Annotated in this window: 18 protein-coding genes; 9 read left to right on the plus strand and 9 right to left on the minus strand. The window is 66.0% G+C overall.

Features of this window, described 5'->3' with window-relative positions; all coding sequences use genetic code 11:
- From WFK36_RS00805 to WFK36_RS00825, 5 genes are read left to right on the plus strand one after another with little or no spacing between them, the layout of a single operon-like run.
- Positions 1-1,257: an MCE family protein gene (locus WFK36_RS00805; RefSeq protein ID WP_336788875.1), complete on the plus strand. Its 1,257-nt coding sequence runs from the start codon at positions 1-3 to the stop codon at positions 1,255-1,257.
- Positions 1,254-2,531: an MlaD family protein gene (locus WFK36_RS00810; RefSeq protein WP_336788877.1), complete on the plus strand. Its 1,278-nt coding sequence runs from the start codon at positions 1,254-1,256 to the stop codon at positions 2,529-2,531. Before WFK36_RS00805 ends, WFK36_RS00810 begins: the two co-directional genes overlap by 4 nt.
- Positions 2,531-3,955 carry an MCE family protein gene (locus tag WFK36_RS00815; RefSeq protein ID WP_008377431.1) on the plus strand — a complete coding sequence of 475 codons (1,425 nt, stop codon included), beginning with the start codon at positions 2,531-2,533 and terminating at the stop codon, positions 3,953-3,955. Before WFK36_RS00810 ends, WFK36_RS00815 begins: the two co-directional genes overlap by 1 nt.
- Positions 3,919-4,809, plus strand: coding sequence for a hypothetical protein (locus tag WFK36_RS00820; protein ID WP_336788879.1), 891 nt, complete (start codon positions 3,919-3,921; stop codon positions 4,807-4,809). The genes WFK36_RS00815 and WFK36_RS00820 overlap by 37 nt, the downstream gene beginning before the upstream one ends.
- Entirely contained in the window at positions 4,809-5,405 is a 597-nt protein-coding gene (locus WFK36_RS00825; protein WP_008377433.1) for a hypothetical protein, read from the plus strand. The genes WFK36_RS00820 and WFK36_RS00825 overlap by 1 nt, the downstream gene beginning before the upstream one ends.
- Positions 5,406-5,488: 83 nt before the next feature.
- Here WFK36_RS00825 and WFK36_RS00830 read toward each other — a convergent pair whose 3' ends face one another.
- From WFK36_RS00830 to WFK36_RS00850, 5 genes are all read right to left on the minus strand, one after another.
- Positions 5,489-6,175, minus strand: coding sequence for a hypothetical protein (locus WFK36_RS00830; protein WP_336788882.1), 687 nt, complete (start codon positions 6,173-6,175; stop codon positions 5,489-5,491).
- 56 nt (positions 6,176-6,231) lie between these two features.
- Complete coding sequence (locus tag WFK36_RS00835; RefSeq protein ID WP_336788884.1) at positions 6,232-7,533, minus strand: sensor histidine kinase; 1,302 nt, start codon at positions 7,531-7,533, stop codon at positions 6,232-6,234.
- Positions 7,530-8,213 (minus strand): response regulator transcription factor, encoded by a 684-nt coding sequence (locus WFK36_RS00840; RefSeq protein ID WP_336788886.1) that lies wholly within the window; start codon positions 8,211-8,213, stop codon positions 7,530-7,532. The genes WFK36_RS00835 and WFK36_RS00840 overlap by 4 nt, the downstream gene beginning before the upstream one ends.
- Positions 8,214-8,310: 97 nt before the next feature.
- Positions 8,311-9,768, minus strand: coding sequence for an aldehyde dehydrogenase (locus WFK36_RS00845; RefSeq protein ID WP_336788888.1), 1,458 nt, complete (start codon positions 9,766-9,768; stop codon positions 8,311-8,313).
- Positions 9,769-9,852: 84 nt separating this feature from the next.
- Entirely contained in the window at positions 9,853-10,158 is a 306-nt protein-coding gene (locus WFK36_RS00850) for an antibiotic biosynthesis monooxygenase family protein (protein WP_008377438.1), read from the minus strand.
- A 48-nt stretch (positions 10,159-10,206) separates the two neighbouring features.
- Between WFK36_RS00850 and WFK36_RS00855 the strand changes: the two genes are divergently transcribed.
- Entirely contained in the window at positions 10,207-11,007 is an 801-nt protein-coding gene (locus tag WFK36_RS00855) for an alpha/beta fold hydrolase (protein ID WP_336788890.1), read from the plus strand.
- Between the two features lie 3 nt (positions 11,008-11,010).
- Here WFK36_RS00855 and WFK36_RS00860 read toward each other — a convergent pair whose 3' ends face one another.
- Positions 11,011-11,907: an HhH-GPD family protein gene (locus tag WFK36_RS00860; protein WP_008377440.1), complete on the minus strand. Its 897-nt coding sequence runs from the start codon at positions 11,905-11,907 to the stop codon at positions 11,011-11,013.
- Here WFK36_RS00860 and WFK36_RS00865 point away from each other — a divergent pair.
- Both WFK36_RS00865 and WFK36_RS00870 read left to right on the plus strand, forming a co-directional pair.
- On the plus strand, positions 11,906-12,562 hold the full coding sequence (locus WFK36_RS00865; protein ID WP_336788893.1) for a carbonic anhydrase: 657 nt from the start codon (positions 11,906-11,908) through the stop codon (positions 12,560-12,562). The genes WFK36_RS00860 and WFK36_RS00865 overlap by 2 nt on opposite strands.
- Positions 12,563-12,643: 81 nt before the next feature.
- Positions 12,644-13,375, plus strand: coding sequence for a hypothetical protein (locus WFK36_RS00870; RefSeq protein ID WP_336788895.1), 732 nt, complete (start codon positions 12,644-12,646; stop codon positions 13,373-13,375).
- A gap of 7 nt (positions 13,376-13,382) precedes the next feature.
- Here the strand turns inward: WFK36_RS00870 and disA are convergent, their stop codons facing one another.
- Positions 13,383-14,480 carry a DNA integrity scanning diadenylate cyclase DisA gene (gene disA, locus WFK36_RS00875; protein ID WP_008377443.1) on the minus strand — a complete coding sequence of 366 codons (1,098 nt, stop codon included), beginning with the start codon at positions 14,478-14,480 and terminating at the stop codon, positions 13,383-13,385.
- Between the two features lie 66 nt (positions 14,481-14,546).
- Here disA and WFK36_RS00880 point away from each other — a divergent pair, with 66 nt between their 5' ends.
- Positions 14,547-15,065, plus strand: coding sequence for a PaaI family thioesterase (locus WFK36_RS00880; protein ID WP_336788897.1), 519 nt, complete (start codon positions 14,547-14,549; stop codon positions 15,063-15,065).
- Between the two features lie 178 nt (positions 15,066-15,243).
- Here the strand turns inward: WFK36_RS00880 and radA are convergent, their stop codons facing one another.
- Both radA and WFK36_RS00890 read right to left on the minus strand, forming a co-directional pair.
- Complete coding sequence (radA, locus tag WFK36_RS00885; protein ID WP_336788899.1) at positions 15,244-16,623, minus strand: DNA repair protein RadA; 1,380 nt, start codon at positions 16,621-16,623, stop codon at positions 15,244-15,246.
- A gap of 78 nt (positions 16,624-16,701) precedes the next feature.
- Positions 16,702-17,418, minus strand: a complete 717-nt coding sequence (locus WFK36_RS00890; RefSeq protein WP_336788901.1) for a copper-binding protein — start codon at positions 17,416-17,418, stop codon at positions 16,702-16,704.
- Positions 17,419-17,444 lie beyond the last annotated feature (26 nt).

A 17,444-nucleotide genomic window follows, 5' to 3' on the forward strand; every position in this document is an offset into this window, starting at 1 on the left:
ATGCGGATCTCTCGCCGTGTATGGGCGACCGTCGCAGCAGTCGTCGTTCTAGCTCTCGTCGCCGGTGGTGTGTGGTTCGGCGTCCAACGCGCCACCACCCGCACGATCACCGCGTACTTCGCGACCGCGGCCAGCCTCTTCGAGGGCGACTCGGTCCGTGTCATCGGTGTGCCGATCGGCAAGGTCACGTCGATCGAACCCCGCTCGGGTGATGTCAAGGTGACGATGCGGATCGATCGCAGCACTCCCATTCCCGCAGACGTCCGAGCCGTGGTCGTCGCGCAGTCGCTGGTGTCCGGACGATTCGTCCAGCTGACCCCCGGCTACACGAAAGGGCCGGAACTCGAAGGCGACGCCGACATTCCGATGGAGCGGACTGCCGTCCCCATGGAGTGGGACGACGTCAAGAAGCAGTTGTCGGAGTTGAGCACCGCACTCGGTCCGAAGGGCGCCGATCGTGGTGCCGCTTCGCGCGCCGTCGACGTGTTCGACAAGAATCTCTCGGGCAACGGCGAGGCGATCGCAGAGTCGATCCGTCAGATGTCGACGGTCGTCGGCACACTCTCGGACAACCGCGACGACGTGTTCGGTGCGGTCAAGAGCCTGCAGAAGCTCACCGAGCAACTGTCGACGAGTCACGAGCAGCTCGTTCAGTTCAACGGTCGGATGGCGTCGGTCAGCTCCGTCCTCGCGGGCAGCAGCACCGAACTCGGTGACGCGATGACAAATCTGAACGGCGCGATCAGCGACCTCGAGGGCTTCCTCGGGGAGAACAGCTCAACGGTCGTCTCCACTGTCGACAAGCTCGCGCAGCTCACCGGAACCCTGAAGAAGAAGGACGAACAGCTGCGAGGCCTGCTGCATTCGGCGCCCACTCAGCTGGCGAACTTCTTCAACATCTACAACCCGCTGACGGGCTCTCTCGACGGCGTGTTCGGGCTCGGCATGGGCAACAACCTGATCTCGCTGCTCTGCGGCACGTTCCAGTCGACTGCGCGCCCCGGCGACACCAAGGTCGATGTGGAGCAGTGCGTCGACCTGCTTGGGCCGATCATGAAGGACATCGTCGTCAACTACCCGCCGTTCATGGCGAATCCGGTGATCGGCCGGACCGCGAGGCCCGACCAGATCACCTATCAGAACGCCGATGTGCGGGCGCGCGCTCGCCAGGGTGTGGTGGAGCGAGACAAGGCGAGTCGTGCCGCGATGCCCGACCCGTTGACCAAGCTGCTCGTCCCGTTCGGAGGTGAAGGATGATGCGCAGACGTACTCGCGTCGTCGCTCTGGCTGCCGGACTCCTGCTCCTCGCACCGGTTGCCACAGCGTGCAGCGGCAATCCCGTCACGTCCTTGTCGTCGATCGGCGCCGAGGGCACCGGTGCGGGCGCGTACACGATCAGCGCGCGGATCCCGTCCGCCGCGGGTCTCGTCCGCAACGCCCCGGTGATGATGAGCGACGCGACCATCGGCAGTGTCGGTGACATCGCCATCAAGGACTGGAGTGCTGAGATCACGCTCCGCCTCAACGAGGGTGTGAAGATCCCGACGGGTTCGCACGCAATGATCGGCATGACGAGTGTGCTCGGCTCGTCGCATATCGCGATCGTGCCGCCGGAGAAGAAGACCGGACAGTACTTGTCGGCCGGTGGCAGCCTCTCGCTGCCGAACTGCCCGAAGCAGGGAAACATCACCAAGCCCGCCACGAAGCCGGTCGCCGACATCAACTCGGCCCAGCAGGTGGACCCGTGCATGTACCCCACGACCGAGCAGGTTCTCAGCTCGCTGTCGGTGGTGCTGAACGGTGGCGGCCTCTCGCAGGTCGGCGACATCGTCCATGAGTTGAGCAATGCGCTCGGCGGCAACGACGAGCAGATCCGTTCCCTCATCCCGAGGATCAACACGCTCGTCAACGATCTGAACGGTCAGACCGACAACATCATCTCCGCGATGGAGGGGATGGACCGGCTCACGCAGGCGATCAACGATCAGACGCCGACCGTCCAGCGTGCGCTCGATGCGGGTCCGGAGATCCTGCAGTTGCTCGTCGACCAGCGGACGAACCTCACGACTGCGCTCGACAACGTCGGCGACCTGTCGGCGACGGTGAACGACGTGCTTCGTGAGAACGGCGACGACATCAAGACGATCGTCCCGAACATGCGCAAGCTCATGCAGCAGCTGTCGATGACCGGGCCCGCGCTCGCGAATTCACTGCGGATCCTGCTCACGTTCCCGTTCCTCGAAGACAAGATCCCGACCATCGTCAAGGGCGACTATGTGAACTCCGACCTCGTTCTCGACCTGACGTGGAGCCGCCTGAACAAGACGATGGTCGCCTCGGTCACGAACCCGGAGGGTGTCACCGGCAAGCCTGCGAACGGCGCAAAGCGTGGCAGTGATCCGTTCAAGGCGCCGCTGATCCCGGGCATCACACAGCCGAAGATCAAGGACCCGGCGAATCCCACACCGGGTGAACTGACGCCGAAGTCGTCGAAGACGCCGTCCACCACGAAGAAGAGCGGTGGCAACTGATGAAGATCACTCGTTTCGTCCGCATGCAGTTGGCGATCTTCAGCGTCGTCACCGTCATCTCGCTGATCGTGATGGCCGTGTTCTACATCCGCATCCCGCAGATGTTCGGTGTCGGAAGCTACTCCGTTCAGGTGGCCATGCCGAGCACCGGTGGGCTGTACCAGAACGCCAACGTGAGCTTCCGCGGTGTCAACGTCGGCAAGGTCTCCGGGGTGCGTCTCACCTCTGACGGCGTGGTCGCAGACCTGACCATCGACTCGGGTACCGACATTCCAGCCGACTCGGCCGTCGCGATCCGCAGCGTCTCCGCTGTCGGCGAGCAGTTCGTCGATTTCACGCCGCCGGCCGACCCGTCCGGATCGATGCTGTCCGACGGCGCGAAGGTGTCGACCGAAGACGTCCCGGTTGAGATCTCCGCGATGCTCGACCAGGCCGACAACCTGTTGGCCGACGTGGACAATTCGAAGGTTCGGGCGGTGATGGACGAGGCTTTCGCAGCGTTCAACGGCACCGCGGACGAGCTGCAGCGGCTGATGGACTCGATGGTCCTGTTCGTCGGCGCGATGAACGACAACGTCGACGTCACCCTCGACTTGGTGCGCCAGGCGGGTCCGATCCTCGCGACGCAGAACCAGACTGCAGACGCGATCCGCAGTTGGACGGCCGATCTGACCAAGGTCACCGATCAGCTCCGCGCGAACAACCCCGATATCACCGACATCCTGCAGAAGGGCCCGGGTGTCGCGAATCAGGCCAAGAGTCTGTTCGACGACATGGGGCCGGGATTTGAACTCGGCATGTCGAATCTGCGCGTCGCAGCGAAGACGATGGCGGTGTATCTGCCGAACCTTCGTCAGACGATCGTCCTGTACCCGCGGGTGCTGTCGGCGCTGATCACGGCCATCAACACCGGTTCGAACCGGCACGGCGCCAACGTGAACTTCACGCTCGGCTTCCAGGACCCGCCGACCTGTACTGTCGGCTTCCTTCCTGCCGACCAGTGGCGCTTCCCGTCGGCGACGACACCGCAGGACCTTCCGCCGGGACTCCTGTGCCGTCTCCCGCAGGACGCACAGAGCTCGGTTCGCGGCGCCCGCAACTTCCCGTGTGTCGAGTTCCCCGGACGTCGTGCTCCGACGCCCGCGGAGTGCCGGACCGGATTTGTTCCGTCCAAGCGCGACAACGTCGCGCTTCCGAACGGGTTCCCGGGAACCGACCTGCCGCGTCAGCCCGCCGGTCACGTGGTGCCTGCGACGCCGTCCGACTACGACGCTTCGCCTGCCACGTACGCGACCACGTACGATCCGGAGACGGGGGAGTTCATCGGCCCGGACGGCAAGAAGTACAAGACGCAGTCCGCAGCTGACAACAGCAACCAGAAGACGAAATGGTACGAACTGATCACGAAGACGGTGAAGTCCTGAAGCCGGAATCCGACGGCGTCGCCAAGAAGACTGCGGGAACGGTCCGCAAGTCAAGCCCTGTCTCGCGGCGACGCAAGTCGTCCGGCAAGGGGGCTCCGGCAGTCCCCGAGGAGACGACTGACCTCGTTGAACCCTCTGGCGACGACGACGTGTCTGATCAGGTCTCCGACGACGACGTGGTGGCAGATGACGCCGCAGCGGAGGTCGTCGAGAAGCCGAGCCTGGAGAAGGCGGGCCCGGACACGTCGGAGGACGTGGCGTCCGATGAGGACGGCGACGATGCTGCGTTCACTCCCGCGCAGGGCGTGTCGTACCGGGCTCGTCGTGCATCGACGAAGTCCTCGGTCGCGGCACCGTCCATCAAGGGCGGGTGGCTTCCGGCCATCGGAATGGCCGTGGCCGCGGTTCTCGTCGTGGTGTCGATCGTGCTGACGGCGGTGTTCCTGAACGAGTCGTCGAAGATCAACGATGAGCGTGAACTCCGCGCGAGCTACGACCAGTTCGCGCAGGAGGTGATCGTCAAGATGACGACGCTCACCAAAGACAACGCCGACGAGATGCTCCAGTTCATGAAGGACAACACGAGCGGCCGTGCGCAGCAACAGTTCCGTGAGTCGATGAAACAGGCAACCGACCTGATTCGCGAAGACAACATGAAGACGACGACCACCATCGTTGCATCGGCGGTTGAGAAGGCCGACCAAGATTCCGGCTCGGTGCTTGTGGTGTTCGTCTGGGAGGGCACTGCCCCCGAAGCGCCCGAGAAGCCCGAAATGCAGTCGTTCCGCTCGCGTGTCTCCATCACCCGAATCAACGACGCGCTGAAAATGACGAACATCGAGTGGGTCAACTGATGTCGAAGTCCAAGATGTTCATCATCGGCGGAGTGGTCCTCACGCTGATCTTCGTCGCCTCGGCGGTCTTCACCGGTGTCCGCTACTGGAGCTTGAACGCCGAGGAGAAGGCGCGCGAGACCGCACTGTCCGCGGCCACCGAGTATTCGGTGACGATGTTCTCGTGGGATTCGAAGACAGTGTCCGGAAACATCAACGAGGCCATGGGCTTCATGACCGGTACCGCGAAAGATGAGTACCAGAAGCAGGTCGTCGAGAACGACATCGCGACGACCGTCAAGGCGCAGAAGATCGTCACCACGGTGACCGTGCAGGGCGCCGCCGTGATGACCAACACTCGTGACACTGCGAAGGTCCTGGTCTTCATCAACCAGTCGAGTACCCGGAACACTGTCGAAGACGTCCAGATCGACCCGAGTCGTATCGTGTACGACATGGTCCGCCGTGACGGGAAGTGGCTGATCACGAGCATGGACATCCTGAGCGACGATTCGCTCAGTTCGCGGGTCCAGAAGACGGACGAGCCGCCGTCGGGCGCTGTTCCCATCCCGTCCGCGGCGCCGAGCGCACCGGCGTCGCCCGCTCCGACGTCCTGACTCTTGGCAGGCGTTCCCGCAGCATTCAATGACAAACGAGGCATGCATGCATGCCTCGTTTGTCGTCGGATACCGCGTTCCGACTAATCGTCCATGTCGCTGCTGACGACTCTGAGGTCGTCCGCGAGTTCCACATCGGCGTCGCGTCCGTCAGCGAGTCGCACACCGACCTCGTACCGGACTCCTCGGTCGTCGCTCGACGAGATCGACTCCACGCTGCCACGTCCGACGGCGGCCGTCGCGGCCGCGGCGACTGCATCGAAGCGGTCGAGGTCGAGCACGTCGCCGGGGTCGTCGGTCGAGTCGAGCGGCTCCTTCGCGACACCGCCGTCCGCGCGGACGTGCACGTCCTGCTCACGGCCGTCCGGCAGGCGCACTTCGACGTCGAATCCGTTCCTCTCGACGTCAACGGATGTGGCGCCGTCGGCGCCGGTCGCGGCGACCGCAGCCCGCGCGGCGTCCCGCAACGCGGCGACACTTGTCGTGGCCTTCTCCTGATGCGCCGATCCGTCGTCGACGTCATCTGGATCAACGTCGTCGGCGATGCTCGACGTCTCGGAGACGGTGACCGCGGTGTCGTCCGAGTCGGAGGACAGCGCATACGCCACACCGCCACCGGCCAGGAGCACGACGACCACTGCCGAGCCGATCAGCGCAGTGCGTCGTCGAGTCGATCCCGATGCGGGCGACGTCGGTCCCGGGCCGCTTGGGTTCGGAGTCGTCGTGGGGTCTGCTTCGGGCAGAGGGCGGGTGTCTTCGTTCTCGTTCATGCGTCCATCCTCGCGTCGACGCGCTTAACGAGTTCTGAAGCGACCTGAAGGTCTTTTCAGGGTCGACCGTCGCCGGGAAGCGTCACCGTGAGGAGCGCGCCTCCGCCGGAACCGTCGGAGACCACGACGTCGCCGCCGTGACTGCGGACGATCTCCCTGGTCATCGCGAGGCCGAGACCGCTGCCGCCGGAATCGCGAGCTCGTGCCTCGTCCAGACGAGTGAACCGGTCGAAGACCCGCTCTCGGTGTTCGAGCGGGATGCCGGCGCCGTCGTCCTCGACTTCGAGACGTACGTTCCCGGGGCCTGCGCTCAGCCGGAGCGTGACCGTCTGTGACGCGTGGCGGGCGGCGTTGTCGGCGAGGTTGCGCACGACACGACTGAGCAGAGCTTCGTTTCCCTCGACCCGCGCGGCCCCGACACCTCGCGTGTCCACATCGACGCCGATGCCCCGGAGCCGACGCGCTTCGGTGAGTACGATGTCGTCGAGGTCGACCGCGTTGACCGTGTGACCTCGATGTTCGTCGAGTCTCGCGAGAATCAGGAGTCCCTCGACGAGATCCTGCATCCGGGCGCCCTCCGCCAGCACCACTCCGCTGAGTTCGGAGAGGGACGTCGACGACGGGTGAACATCAGCGACCTCTGCGTGCTGTCGAATCGTGGCCAGCGGAGACCGCAGTTCGTGCGACGCGTCGCTGACGAACCTCCGTTGTGTCAGCCGAGCCTGCTCGATCCGGTCGAGGAGTCGGTTCATGGTCGACGCGAGTTCGCCCAGTTCGTCGTCTCGCCCCGCCTCGACACGATCCGCCAGATCGTCGGCGCCGATGGCGTCGACTTCCCTGCGGAGGCGCTCGACGGGGGCGAGTGCACGCCCGCTGACCACCCAGACCACGATGCAGATCAATACGACGACCGCCGGGACGCCTGCCGCCAACAGGACGGTGGTCGTGCTGACGGAATCGTCCACGTGATCGAGCGGCCGTGCGACGGTCAGGCGTCCGCGTTCGGTGTCGTCGGATGCGGCGAGGAACGAATCTCCGTCGACAGTCACTCGGGACGGTGTCTCGCTGACGGAGGGAATCGACGAGGCGTCGTCGTCGTTAGCCACTGGAGTCGGGCCGTCCAGCCTGACCAGGAGATCGTCGTCGATCGACCGGACGGTGTCGGGATCTGCCTCTGCGCGGTCGCCGATGGAGTCGAGATCCTGCTCCAGCGCGACGGCCACGCCGTCCGTCAACGCGTCCCGGACGATGATGACAGTCGAGACGGCTGCGACGCCGAGTACAACGGCGGTCACCGCGAACGCGCCGGCGGTCACCCTCGCGCGGATCGATCGGGTGATCCGCGGACGGGCTTTCACTTCTGGCCCCCGTTCGCTGACAATCGGTAGCCGGTTCCGCGGACCGTCTCGATCGACTCGCGGCCGAACGGCCTGTCGATCTTCGCCCGCAGATGGGCGACGTAGACCTCGACGATGTTCTCGTCACCGTCGAAGTCGCCGCCCCACACGTTCGCGATCACTTCGCGCCTGGACACGGCTTCGCCGCGGCGTCGGAGGAGGTAGTCGAGCACAGACAGCTCACGGGCGGTGAGCGACAGCTCGACCTTGCCCCGAAAGACGCGTCTCGCAGCCGGATCGAGCCGCAGATCACCAGCCGTGAGGATCGGTGGCCTCTCTCGGCCGCCGCGGCGCACGAGCGCGCGGAGCCGGGCGACCAGTACGGGATGGGAGAAGGGTTTGGTCAGCCAGTCGTCTCCGCCGGTGTCGAGTCCCTCGACTTCGTCCCACTCGCCGTCCTTCGCAGTGAGGAACAGGACGGGAGTCCACACGTCGTCTGCCCTGAGCGTCTGGCACACCCGATAGCCGCTCATGCCGGGCATCATCACGTCGAGAACGATCGCGTCGTAGTCGCCGTCGGTCGCGCGGCGGACACCGTCGAGTCCGTTGTGTGCGACGTCGACGACCATCCCCTCTGCCTCGAGGCCGCGACGGATCCCGTCGGCGAGCCGGACTTCGTCGTCGACGAGAAGGATCCGCATGATCACCAGTCTGACCGAGAACGCCTGAAGCGAGCCTGAACGAACGCTGCGCGGCACACCGGGTGGTGTGCCGCGCAGCGATTCCTGTGCGTGAGGCTTACGCCGAGGTGTAGCCCATCGGCATGAGGATGGCCTTGTGCTCGAGGTAGCTCTCAAGCCCTTCCTTGCCGTTCTCGCGGCCGATGCCGGACTTCTTGTAACCGCCGAACGGCGACGACGGGTCGATCGCGTACCAGTTGATGCCCATGGTGCCGGTGCGAACCTGCTTGGCGACCTCGACGCCCTTCGCGACGTCGGAAGTCCAGACCGAACCCGCGAGTCCGTAGTCGGAGTCGTTGGCGATCTTGATGGCCTCGTCGACGTCGTCGTACGCGATGACGCTGATGACCGGGCCGAAGATCTCCTCACGAGCGATCGTCATGTCGTTGGTGACGCCGGTGAAGATGGTCGGGCCGACGAAGTTTCCGGTCCCGACGGTGGGAGCGTCGACTTCGAGGACTGCGGTCGCGCCCTCTTCCTTGCCCTTCGCGATGTAGCCGGTCACCTTCGCGTGCTGCTTCTCGTTGATGATCGGGCCGAGCTTGGTCTCCGGATCGGTGGGCAGGCCGGGAGTGAAGGTCGATGCCACGGCGACCATCGCGTCGACGATCTCGTCGTGACGCGAACGGGGGACCAGGACGCGGGTCTGGGCGACACAGGCCTGTCCCGAGTTGAGGATGCCGGAGAAGACGAGCATCGGGGCGCTGGCGGCCGCGTCGGCGTCCTCCAGGACGATGGCGGCCGACTTGCCGCCGAGTTCCAGTGAGACACGCTTGAGCTGTTCGCCACAGCGCGCGGCGATCGACTGTCCGGCGAGCGTTGAGCCGGTGAAGGTGATCTTGTCGACGTCCGGATGGTCGACGAGGGCCTTGCCGGTCTCGACGCCGCCGGGGACGATCGAGATGACTCCCTCGGGAACGCCGGCTTCGGTGAAGATCTCGGCGAGCATGTTCGCATTCAGCGGGGTCTCCGGGGCGGGCTTGAGGACCACCGAGCAACCCGCGGCGAGGGCCGGGCCGAACTTGTTGCAGAAAAGGAACAGCGGAACGTTCCACGCGATGATCGCGCCGACCACGCCGACGGCCTCGCGAACCACCAGGGTCTCGCCGAACATGCCGGTGCGGGTCTCTTCCCACTGGTACGACTCCGCGGCGTCTGCATACGCCGCGAGGCAGCCGGTTCCGGCGAGCTGCTGGAGGGTGGCGACGTCGCCGGGGGTGGCGCCCATCTCCGCCGAGACGAGTGCGCCGATCTCTGCGCCGCGCTCGTTGATCAGCTCGACTGCACGACGGATAACGGCAGCTCGCTCGGCCGGAGGGGTGTTTCGCCAAACGCCCGCGTCGAACGATTCGCGCGCTGCGCGGACGGCGTTGTCGACGTCCGTCGCATCCGCGGACGGGACCGACCCGACCTTCTCGCCGGTTGCGGGCGAGAACACCTCCAGCACTTCGGTGGAGTGCGGGTCCACCCACTTTCCGCCGATGTACAGCTGTGTGGTCTCGATCGGGTCGATCATGCGTGCTCCTGGGATCGCGAGGGGTTTCCTCCGATACTAGAGCACAGTTAGAACACGTTCTAGAAAAATCTTGGTGAGGTCGATTCAGGCAGTCGGTTCGACGTCGATGACAACCTCGAACTCGAGCAGGCTCGCGCCGGTCGCGACGGGCTTGCGATCACCGGAATGTGCAGCGCGTGCGTCGCCGCCGGCCCACGCTTGGAAACTCGCCTCGTCCTCCCACTGGGTGACGACGAAGTAGCGGTCCTCACCGTTCACCGGCCGGAGGAGCTGGAACCCCAGGAAACCTGCCGCGCCGTCGACGGTGCCGGCACGCGCGGCGAAGCGCTTCTCCAACTCGGGGCCTGCACCTTCGGGGACGCTGATCGCGTTGATCTTCACAATTGCCATGCAGCCGACGCTACGCGCAGCCGCTGCGGGCCGATAGGGTCGAACGCTGTGAACCCCGACTCGCTCGATGCGCCCGCGATCGCCGACACCGGCCTGCTCGATCACGGCGGCCTCGACGTCGCTGACGGAGGCTTCGGAGCAATAGTCCTGGTCCACGGTCTGATGGGACGCGGCCGCACGTGGCGACGTCAGATCCCGTGGCTGCGCGACTACGGGCGGGTGTTCACGTTCGACTCGGCGAACCACCAAGGCGCCGATTCGATCGACGCGTCAGACATCTCGACCGAGCGGTTCGTCACCGATCTCGCCGAAGTGATCACGTGGATCGATCGTGGCCCCGCAGTGCTGATCGGGCACTCCATGGGCGGCTTGCACGCCTGGTGCACGGCAGCGGGCTACCCGGAGCTCGTGTCGGCGCTCGTCGTCGAGGACATGGCGCCCGATTTCCGCGGACGTACCACCGGCACCTGGCAGCCGTGGTTCAACAGCTGGCCCGACAGGTTTCCCGATCTGCAGTCGGCCGTGGACATGTTCGGGGACGTCGCGGGTCGCTACTTCTACGAGGCCTTCGACGACGGACGACTGCACGGCTCGATCCCGGTCTGGGCCGACATCGCCGAGGAGTGGGGGACGAGGCACTTCTGGGATCAATGGGATGATCTCGCAGTTCCGACGCTCCTCCTCGAAGCTGGCTTCTCGGTGACGCCGCCGGGGCAGATGGCGGAAATGGCCGCGCGTAAGCCGTCGGCGTCGTACGTCCGGGTTGATGGAGCGGGTCACCTGGTCCACGATGACGCGCCCGGCGTGTACCGAGGCGCTGTGGAGGCGTTCCTGAGCGACCTCGGCTGAGTCTCAGCCCTCGCCTGCGAGGGCGAACAGGCCGTCGTCGGTCAACTCGATGAGACCGTCGACGAGCAGGGAGTCGAGGGCGCGAGCGCGTTGGCCGGGGTCACGCTCCCACGCGAGGTCGAGCGCTGCTCGTTCCACCGGTCCGGACGTTCCGCGGAGCACGTCGAGGAGTCGTCCACGCGCCTGGCGGTCGGTGCCCTCGAACTTCTGGACCTTCCGTGCGGGGCCTTCGTGCTCGGGGCGACCGAGCCGAACCCACTCGCATGTCGGTTCGAGCGGGCACTCGTCGCAGCGAGCTTCACGTGCGGTGCACACCAGAGCGCCCAATTCCATCAGCGCGGCCGAGAACCGTGGAGTCTCGGGTGCGGGGTCGCCGTCCGCGGTCCGCGGGAACAGTGCCTCTGCGTCGGTGAGGTCGCGTCGCCCGGGGTTGCCGGGATGCTGTCTGCCGTGGACGGCGCGGGCGATCACGCGGCGCACATTCACGTCGACCACCGGCACCGACTGCCCGTACGCGAAACAGGCGACGGCACGTGCCGTGTAGTCACCGATGCCGGGGAGCGCCAGAAGGGTGTCGACGTCGGACGGAACCACGTCGTCGTACTGGTCGGCGAGGACCTTCGAGCATTCGTGGAGTCGCATCGCGCGGCGCGGGTAGCCGAGCTTCCCCCACGCGCGGACCACTTCGCCCGTCGACTCGGCAGCCATGGCCGACGGCGTCGGCCAGCGCTCCACCCATCGCGTCCACGGTTCGATCACCCGTGCGGCGGGGGTCTGCTGAAGCATGATCTCGCTGATCAGGACGTGCCAACCGGTCAGATCCGTCGAACGCCACGGAAGGTCGCGTTCGGCGGACCCGAACCAATCCAGGACTGTGGCCGGTGGCACACTCGATGTCATGAAGGATCTCACCCCCGCGCAGGCTTGGACAGTTCTCAAGGAAGGGAACCAGCGATTCGTCGAGAGTCGCCCCATCCACCCGAGCCAGGGTATCGCCGACCGTGAGGCGCTCGTCGACGGCCAGTCGCCGCACGTGGTGCTCTTCGGCTGCGGCGACTCGCGCCTGGCCGCCGAGATCATTTTCGATCAGGGACTCGGCGACATGTTCGTCGTCCGAACTGCGGGTCACGTCCTCGACTCGGCGGTGCTCGGCACCATCGAGTACGGGGCCGACATCTTGAACGTGCCGCTGATCATCGTGCTCGGTCACGACAGCTGCGGCGCGGTCGGTGCGACCCTCGACGCCCTCGACAACCTCAATCTGCCCGGCGGCTACGTCCGCGACGTCGTCGAGAAGGTCGCGCCGAGCATCCTCGTCGGCCGCAGCGAAGGGCTCACCGAGTACTTCGAGTTCGTCACCCGCCACGTGCAGGAGACCAGCCGTGTCCTCATGCAGCGCAGCCGCATCATCGCCAAGCGGGTCAAGGACGGCGACCTCGCCATCGTCGGTCTCAGCTACCGTCTCGAAGACGGCCAGGTGCACCTCGTCGAGGTCATCGGCGACATCGGCGAACAGCCCGAGACCGACCCGCGGAAGGCCGGCGCGGGAGAATAACCCGCCGCGGCGTCGACGAATCCGCGACACGCCGAAGTTCGACGCCGCCGTGCGAGGCTCGGCGGCGATACCGTTGCAATCGTGATCGAACCACAGGGACCCCTGCCTTCCGAGGTGTATTGGCGTCGCCGCCTCGTGGCGGTCGCCGCTGGAGTGGTGGCGATCGTCGTAGTCATCGCCTTGATCATCTGGGCGGGCAGCTCCTCCGACGATTCGGCGCCGAAGAACGCGGCCGCCGCATCGTCGACGTCGTCGAGCGCGGTGGCGCCACTGCCGCCGCCTGCGTCGAGCACTCCGGGACCGACAACGAGTGAGCCGGTCTCCGGCGGTGGAGACCACGGTTCTGACGGGGGCCCGAGCAGCACTGCACCCGCGCCGCCTCCGCCCGCGGACCCGGCGCTGCAGAACGTGTGCGCCGATCAGAGTCTCTCGGTGGTCCTGTACACCGACAAGCCGACGTACACCGTCGGGGATCAGCCGGTGTTCACCGTCGTCGTGACCAACGGCGGACTCAGCGAATGCTCGCGCGATCTGGGAAAGAACGCACAGAACGTGGTCGTCCGCTCACTGGACGGTGCGCGGACTTTGTGGGCGGCACAAGACTGCGCCCCGGACAAGACGGTGAACAACCAGCTTCTGCAGCCGGGCCAGCAGTTCAGCGACACCATCACCTGGTCGGGCACGACGAGCAGCGCGGGCTGCAAGAAGCCCCGCGTTCAGATCCCCGCAGGCGGCTACCAGGCCGTCGCCAAGATCGGCGAGAAGGAGTCCGCGCCGATCACGTTCAACGTCGTCAAACCCGCCCAGCAGTAGGGAAGTTCTAGTCGAACCGCTCGAGCGAGCTCTCAGCGAGGCGTGAGAGACCTTCTCGGATGTGCCTGGCCCAGATGCTGCCGATGCCTTCGACTGCTTCCAGGTCGGCGGCACTGCTCGCGAGGAGCGCCTGCAGGGTGCCGAAGTGACGGACCAGGCGATCGATGTGCGCGAACTGGAGTCGCGAGATGCGTGCGAGCAGGCGGTAGCCGCGCGGACTCATCGCAGTGTCTTGCGCTTCGAGAGTCGTGGGGTAGCCGAAAGCGCCCGCCACCATGGTCAGGTCGAGGAGATCGACATCCGACAACGACTCCACCGATTCGAGGATCTGGCGCACCTGTTCGGTGCCCGCAGCTTCCGGTGATGCGTGGTAGTCGCGGACCAGCAGCTCACGCATCGTGTCGTTGTCGCTGATCAACTCTTCGAGCTGCAGCGCCACCTGGCGACCGTTGACGCCGAGCTCGAGCACGTACTCCTCGATCTCGACCGACACGCGCCGGACCATCTCCATGCGTTGCGCGGCGCTCATCGCGTCGCGAAGCAGGACGTAGTCCTCGATCTCCGCGCGAGACAACTGAGAAGACACCTCGTCGAGGCGGGACTTGTACCGTTCCAACGTCGACAGTGCGACGTTTGCACGCGACAGGATGGCGTCGGGGTTCTCCACGACTCGACGCTGCCCGTCGGCGTACACGCTGACGATCGACATCGACGAACTCACCGAGATGACCGGTACCCGCATCTGGATCGCGGTCCGCTCGGCGGCACGATGGCGGGTGCCGGACTCTTCGGTCGGGATCGACGGATCGGGCACCAGCTGGACGTTCGCGCGGACGATGCGGCGGCCGTCGGCGGACAGCACTACCGCGCCGTCCATCTTCGCCAACTCACGAAGTCGGGTGGGAGCGAACTCGACGTCGAGGTGAAATCCTCCGTCGCAGATGCGTTCCATGTCGTCGTCGTATCCGACGACGATCAGGGCGCCGGTCCCGCCGCGCAGAATGCGTTCGAGGCCGTCGCGCAGTGCGGTTCCCGGCGCCACCCGACGCAGCGTCTCGCGCGTCAGATCGGCGCGGTCGGCGTCGGCATTTGACGTGTCGTTCATCGCACCTCGGCAATCGTGGGACTTGAGGTTCCGGCGAACGCCGGGACCGTACTAGCGTAACTGGACGTGAAGCATGCTTTTGTTCCGCCCGCAGACCTCGAGCCACTTGTCCGCCACCCGAAGGCCACCGGGCCCGGGCAGCACATCGGGCTGCACCACAGCACGTGCTTCGGCTGCGGCGACGACACCCCGCTCGGCCTGCACCTCAAGGTGATCGCGGGCGACGACCTGTCGGTGACCGCGCAGATGCCCGTTGTCGACTGGATGCAAGGTGGACCAGGGGTGATCCACGGGGGCGTGCTGTCCGCCGCGTTCGATGAGGTCACGGGGACCGCGCCGCTGCTGATCGGCGCGCCGGTCGTCACAGTCCATCTCGAAGTGGACTTCGCCAAGCCGATTCCGCTCGGAAGCACTCTCCACTTCGAGGCTCGGATCCTCGGCAAACAGGGCCGCAAGATCTACCTCGCCGCATCGGCGCATCTGGGAGATCCCGAGCAGGTCGTGGCCAGCGCACACGCGCTCTTCGTGACGATCGACGTCCAGAAGCATTTCGCCGAGCACTACGACAAGCGCGTCATTCTCTGACTCCCCACAGCTCATCGAGTGACATCAACTGCTCATTGAGCAGCCCGGAGCGATCCCCACTGCTCATTGAGCGGCCCGGAGCGATCCCCACTGCTCATTGAGCAGCCCGGAGCGCCAGCGGAGGGCTTGTCGAAATGCCATGACCTTCGCTGGGTCGGAGCCAAGCAGGAGAACCGCCTCAGAACGGCGCGTCGACCGCCTCGAGGCGCCGTGGACCGATGGCGGCGAACGCCTCGTCGAGCTGCGACACCTTGGTGATCCGGATTCCTTTCGGAAGCTCCTCGTCCGTGCCCGCCGGAATGATCGCGTGGCGGAAGCCGAGGCGTTTGGCCTCGGCCACCCGCCGCGCGGTGGACGACACTCGCCGGATCTCGCCTGCGAGCCCGACCTCACCGATGGCGACTGTCGTCGACGGAACCGGCTTGTTCTTCGCCGACGACATGATCGCGAGGAAGATCGCGAGGTCGGCGGCCGGCTCGGTGACCTTCATACCGCCGACTGTCGAGGCGTACACCTCTTGCTTGCCTGTCTTGACCTCGAGATGCTTCTCAGTGACGGCGAGCATCATCGCGACGCGCGCCGGGTCGAGGCCGGACACCGCGCGCCGTGGCGAGGTCATCTCGGAGTTGTTCAGCAGCGCCTGGATCTGGCCGACCATAGCGCGTCGACCGTCCATCGCGACGAGTGCGACGCTGCCCGGAACGTCTGACGGGTGCTCGTGCACGAAGATCCCCGACGGATCGCTGACCTGGTGGATCCCGTCCGATCGCTGCTCGAAGCAGCCGACTTCGTCGGACGGCCCGAACCTGTTCTTGATGCCGCGGACCATGCGCAGCGACGAGTGTCGGTCGCCCTCGAACGACAGCACCACGTCCACCAGATGCTCCAGCGAACGGGGACCGGCGACGTTGCCGTCCTTCGTCACATGGCCGACGAGGATCACCGAGACGCCGCTCGTCTTCGCGAGTGACACCAGCGCGGTGGTGACGGCACGGATCTGGGTCACGCCGCCGGTCACGCCGTCGACGCCGGACGCGACGAGTGTCTGCACCGAGTCGACGATGAGCAGCGTCGGCCGCACCTCGTCGACGTGACCGAGAACGGTTCCGAGGTCGGTCTCGGACGCCAGGAAGACGTTCTCGTGGACGGCGTCGGTCCGCTCCGCGCGTAGCCGCACCTGGCCTGCCGACTCCTCGCCCGTGACGTAGAGCGCGACGCGGCCTCCCGCCGCCCAGTGTTTGACCGTCTCGAGCAGCAGCGTGGACTTCCCGACGCCGGGCTCACCTGCGAGGAGGACGACGGATCCGGGCACGATGCCGCGGCCGAGCACCCTGTCGAACTCGGCGATCCCGATGGGCGTCGCGGAAGCGGTCCCCGCGTCGACCTCGGTGATGCGTCGAGCCGGGCTGCGAGGAGCGACGGACGCGGCTCCCGCAGCGACGACGGGTGCACCTTCCTCGACCGAACCCCATTCACCGCAGTCGGGGCAACGACCGACCCACTTCGCGACCTGATGTCCGCAGGCCGTGCATCTGTAGATCGCCTTTGTCTTCGCCACGCCCCGACCTTAAACGTCTCGTCCGACAAATCGACCCCCGACCTGTCGGTCGGGGGTCGATTCGAAGTCGATCAGAGGTCAGTGTCCCTCTTCGGAGCCCTCACTGTGGGCCTGCGGGTCGCGGACCACGTCGAGGCGATGCGCGAGGGTGCCGTTGTCGACGGGCGTGTCGATGACGACCTGCTTGTCCTCGACCTTCTTGCCGCTGAGGTCGTACACCTCGAACTTGAAGGTCAGGGGCACGGTCACGCCCGACGCGACCGAGGTGCCCGCGTTGGTCATCGTCGCGGTGAACCGGTAGATGTCGGCTTCCTCGGCGACCGACGTGTTCACATTCGCGGGGGTCCCTGCAAGCAGAACGCCGTTCGGGCCGATCATGCTCGGATCAGCGGTCTTCTCGCCGTCCTTCTTCGAGGTCGACGGCGGCGTCAGCACGATGTTCGAACCCTCGGGTCCGACGACGTCGACGAGCTTCACCGAGCGGGTGTTGCTGTCGTTCGAGATCGCGAACGAGACGTCGAACGGTCCGCCGTCCTTGAACGTCTTTTCGGCCTTGTCCGTCGGGTACACGATCTGGACGTTGCGCAGGGCGACCGCGCCGTTGGCCAGGTCGGTTCCCGCATCCGGGCTCAGCGTGACCGAACCGCCCGCACCGTTGACGGCGGCGAGCTGGTTGTTGGTCTGCGAGATCTTGCCTGCACCGCAGGCCGAAGCGCCGAGGACGACTGCTGCGCCCAGGGCGCCGACGGCTGCAGCCTTGGCCAGTCGGCCGGTGGTCCGATTGAGCACTGACACCTTTTCCTCCGGGTGGTCGTCGCACT

Origin of the sequence: Gordonia malaquae (assembly GCF_037148075.1) — a bacterium.
GTDB lineage: Bacteria > Actinomycetota > Actinomycetes > Mycobacteriales > Mycobacteriaceae > Gordonia > Gordonia malaquae.